The sequence below is a fragment of the Prosthecobacter sp. genome (genome assembly GCF_044373815.1).
In the GTDB taxonomy this organism is placed as follows: domain Bacteria; phylum Verrucomicrobiota; class Verrucomicrobiia; order Verrucomicrobiales; family Verrucomicrobiaceae; genus Prosthecobacter.
On the sequence record NZ_JBIPNG010000589.1, the window covers coordinates 1 to 3,565 of the forward strand.

The following is a 3,565-nucleotide window of genomic DNA, read 5'->3' on the forward strand; positions in this document are numbered from 1 at the left end:
GGAAAGGCATTCTTCCCGCCTGATGTGCCGACGAGCGATGACAAATGCCCGCCAGCCGAGCCACCCACGACTCCGACATGTTCGGCGTCCAGGTTATACTCCTTGGCATGCGCACGCAGCCAGCGGATCGCCGCCTGACAGTCCTGGATCTGCGCCGGGAAAATCGCCTTCTGGCTGAAGCGATACTCCACACTCGCCACCGCATAGCCCCGCAGCACCATGGGAGCCACCGCGCATGGATATTTGCTCCCTCCGACCCAGCCCCCGCCATGAATGTGCACAACGAGCGGCAGTGGTTTGTCCGCCGCCTTCTCGGGAAGATAAAGATCCAGCTTCTGCGCCCCATCCCCGTTCGGAATGTAGGAGATGTCCTTCTCCATTTTGATCCCAGCGGGCAACTGGGCAGACGCAGAGGTACAGGCAAGCAAAGCCGCGCATGCCGCGAAAACGATTCGGAACGAGAGACGAGAAAGCAGGCAGGATTTCATGTGCTCTGGTCAACGCTACCGGCCGAACTTCCTAACGAAATGATTCGGATATTGCAGGTGGCTCTCAGAGCTGCGGCGCCGTCCAAAACGTCCCTTCAATCGCCCGGTCATCTTCCTTCGGCCCGTTGAAATAGTAAACCGTCAGCACCCGGCCGTCCGGCCGCACCACGCTGCGCGGATATCCCAGATCGCCATCATACCCATCCTCACGCAGCACAATCTGCGGCCCCCACGTCACGCCGCCATCCGCGCTGATGCTCGCCCGCATCCCCGAAGGCTTGTGCCGAAACCCATACGTCACCGCCACACGTCCATCATGCAGTTGCACCAGCGCTGGCGGATTTCCTCCAATGCCTGTCGCCGCCTTGCCGGTGAAAGTCCACGTCTTGCCCAGATCACTGCTGCGCCACGCTTCAATAAACCCCGACACCTTCGGGTCAGAACGCCGGATCGTCGTCAAAAGCGTGCCATCCTTCAGCCTCAACGACGAAGGCATGATCGCATACCCACCCTCCATCGGCTCCGGCCCGATGAGCGACACAAGTTTCCAGTTCAGTCCACCATCCGTGGTGCGCGCACAGAAGACGCGGCCTTCCTTGCCATCAATCTTTTTGCCGCAACTTCCAAACATCATGCAGTCACGCGGGCCGAAGACGATCAAGTCCGTGCGCGTGCAGATGCCCTCCACACCATCCACGGCGAAGGAATACGGCCCCTTCCACGACTTGCAGCGGTCCAGGCTGGTATAAAATGTGGAAGGGCCGGAGTGCAGGCTGCCAAAGCGAAACATCAGCGCAAAATTCGGCGCGGTAAAATCCAGCGGCTCCGTGAGCGGTGTTGGCTTCACTTCTTCCTTGCGCTCGGAATAAGGCTGGTCCGGCTCCTCCTTCCACGTCTTGCCGCCATCAAGACTGCGCGACTGTATACGATAGCTCGGCTTCGTGCGGTCGATGCGGTGGTCCGTCGTCGTTTGCTTGTACCACGTCGAAGTAAAACCCACCACCAGTTCATCTCCCCACTGCCACAGCCCCTGATTCGCCGGCCAGCCGCCGTAGCGCCCGGCCTCCTTGTAAACAATCACGTTTTCCTGCGTCGCAGGCTTCAGTTTTGGCACGGCCGCTTTCTCCGTTTTATCAGCGGTAATTTCGAGCTTGGCATCATCTTTGGCTTGGGCAGCACATGACGCCAAAGCCAGCATGAAGATCAGTGGATGGGTGATTTTCATGGTTTCGGTTCTGCACTCCAGAGGCTGAGATTGCGGAACTGCGCGCCCTCGCCACGAGCCACCATGCCGATGCGGCCTTTGCGGTCCTTGAAGCGCTCATGCCTGGCCTCCACAGTATGATCATCAATGCGTGCCAACCAGCGGTCACCGCAAACTTCCACGGTGAAACGATGCCACGCCTCGGGATCGAGCTTCACTTCAATCTTCGTCAATTCCTCGCGCCGTGTCTCCTTGGCGATGCCGCTCATCTTCTGAATCCAGATGGCCGTGGGTGTGATGACCACACGTCCCTGATGGTGGTTCGGCTGGTTCGTATCCCGGCAGACGAATCCGACCTGTGGTGAGGCACCGAGCTTGAACTCGCCTCTCAGCACATAATCGCCAAGATCCACCAGATGCTCGCACACAGCCTCATGACCGTTCGGGCGGTTTTTGCTCGGCCCTTCCTGCTTCGCATACGCCGCACCTTCCACGATGCTCCAGGTGCCTATGCCCGCGCGCCAGCCATCCATGCTTGGCTGACGTTCCTTCGCAAAAGACTCGGGCCGGTCAAACTTCTCGGCGGCGATCAACTGCTTCGTCTGGCTGATCTGAGTGGGTGGTGGCGCGGGTGTTTCAGCAGCAGCCTGCTGCATGCCCAGAAGGGCGATAAACAAAGAGATGGATTTCATGGTGAGCGATCGAAGTGGAGTCAATTTAAGGAGCCAGCAGACGATTGCGGCGCGCCTTCCAGTAGGCCGCCAGATGGTAGATGATGCCGCAGCTGGAATTATGCTCGTAGTCGAAGCCCCGGATCAGTCCTGCCAAAGAAGCCTGTTGTGCCGCAGAGACCGAAGTCGGATCAACCATGAGCAGAATCAACGCCGACTCGCCGGCCTCTCGCGTGATGTGCCAGATTTCCCGATACGGCCCCCACTGCGGATTGGGATAGCCCTTCTGATTCTTCCACACAGAGACATGCCGCCAGTCAGGCCCCAGCATCTTCATCTCTTCAGGACTCTTTTTGGCAATCTGCGAGAGCACGCTGGTGAAGCGCTTTGCCGCGAGATCGCGCACATGCGTCATGCGCTCATGGATCGTCTTCTTCAGTTCAGCATCCGGTTCCAGCCCATGCAGCACCTCCAGCGAGCACTGCATCTGCAGCAGTGCATAGGCCGGCTTGTTCTCTCCAGGGTTCGCCGATTGCGCGATGGCATCCGCCGCATAGCGACGCCACTCTTTGCGATACCGCTCATCACGCGTCACATCCCATGCCGCGGCATAGATCATCGGCAGCCGCGCCGCCTCATGCGGCTGCACATTCCACATCCGGCAGATGCCCAGCGGGCAGCGCTCACCATCGGCCCGGCAGAAATCAAAGTCGTTCTCCGGCGTGACGAACTTGGTCATGCGCTCCGCCACATCTGCGAGAACGGTGCGCACTTGCAGCTTCGTGTCTTCATCCGGCAGAGGACTGTGGTAATACTGCCACAGGCCATGCACAAAATGCGTGACCTGATCGCGCGAGGAGTTGATGTAAACACTCTTGCCATCCTCCGGGCATACATTGCGTGCCACAAAACCACGCACGCCATGCACCGTGACGCAGCGCTTGAGACCTGCAAAAACACTGGCCGCTTTCTCGCGCAGCCCTTCCTCGCCTGTCACCGCATACCGGTCGCACAAAACACTCAGCATCGCACCACCCAGAATCGCCCCATCTTCCATCCCCGTGCTGTAACCACACGGATTCGGATACTGCCGTTTCACCTCTTCAGCCGTCGGCAAATGCACCTGCTCCTTGCCCTTTTCGTAGCTGCTCAGGTAGTCGCCAAACGTCTGTACCTTGGGCAGATAAAAACGATTCCACGTC

General features: G+C 59.0%; 4 protein-coding genes. All 4 read right to left on the reverse strand.

Going from position 1 to position 3,565, the window contains the following annotated elements:
• A partial coding sequence (locus ACIREA_RS28685; protein WP_397385747.1) for an alpha/beta hydrolase fold domain-containing protein occupies positions 1 to 380 on the reverse strand: 380 nt, incomplete at its 3' end.
• Between the two features lie 172 nt (positions 381 to 552).
• Positions 553 to 1,713, reverse strand: coding sequence for a sialidase family protein (locus tag ACIREA_RS28690; RefSeq protein ID WP_397385748.1), 1,161 nt, complete (start codon positions 1,711 to 1,713; stop codon positions 553 to 555).
• The gene (locus tag ACIREA_RS28695; RefSeq protein WP_397385749.1) at positions 1,710 to 2,384 is read right to left on the reverse strand and encodes a family 16 glycoside hydrolase; all 675 of its coding nucleotides are present in this window, start codon (positions 2,382 to 2,384) and stop codon (positions 1,710 to 1,712) included. The genes ACIREA_RS28690 and ACIREA_RS28695 overlap by 4 nt, the downstream gene beginning before the upstream one ends.
• 25 nt (positions 2,385 to 2,409) lie before the next feature.
• Positions 2,410 to 3,565 (reverse strand): hypothetical protein (locus ACIREA_RS28700; protein WP_397385750.1); only part of this gene is annotated, 1,156 nt, incomplete at its 5' end.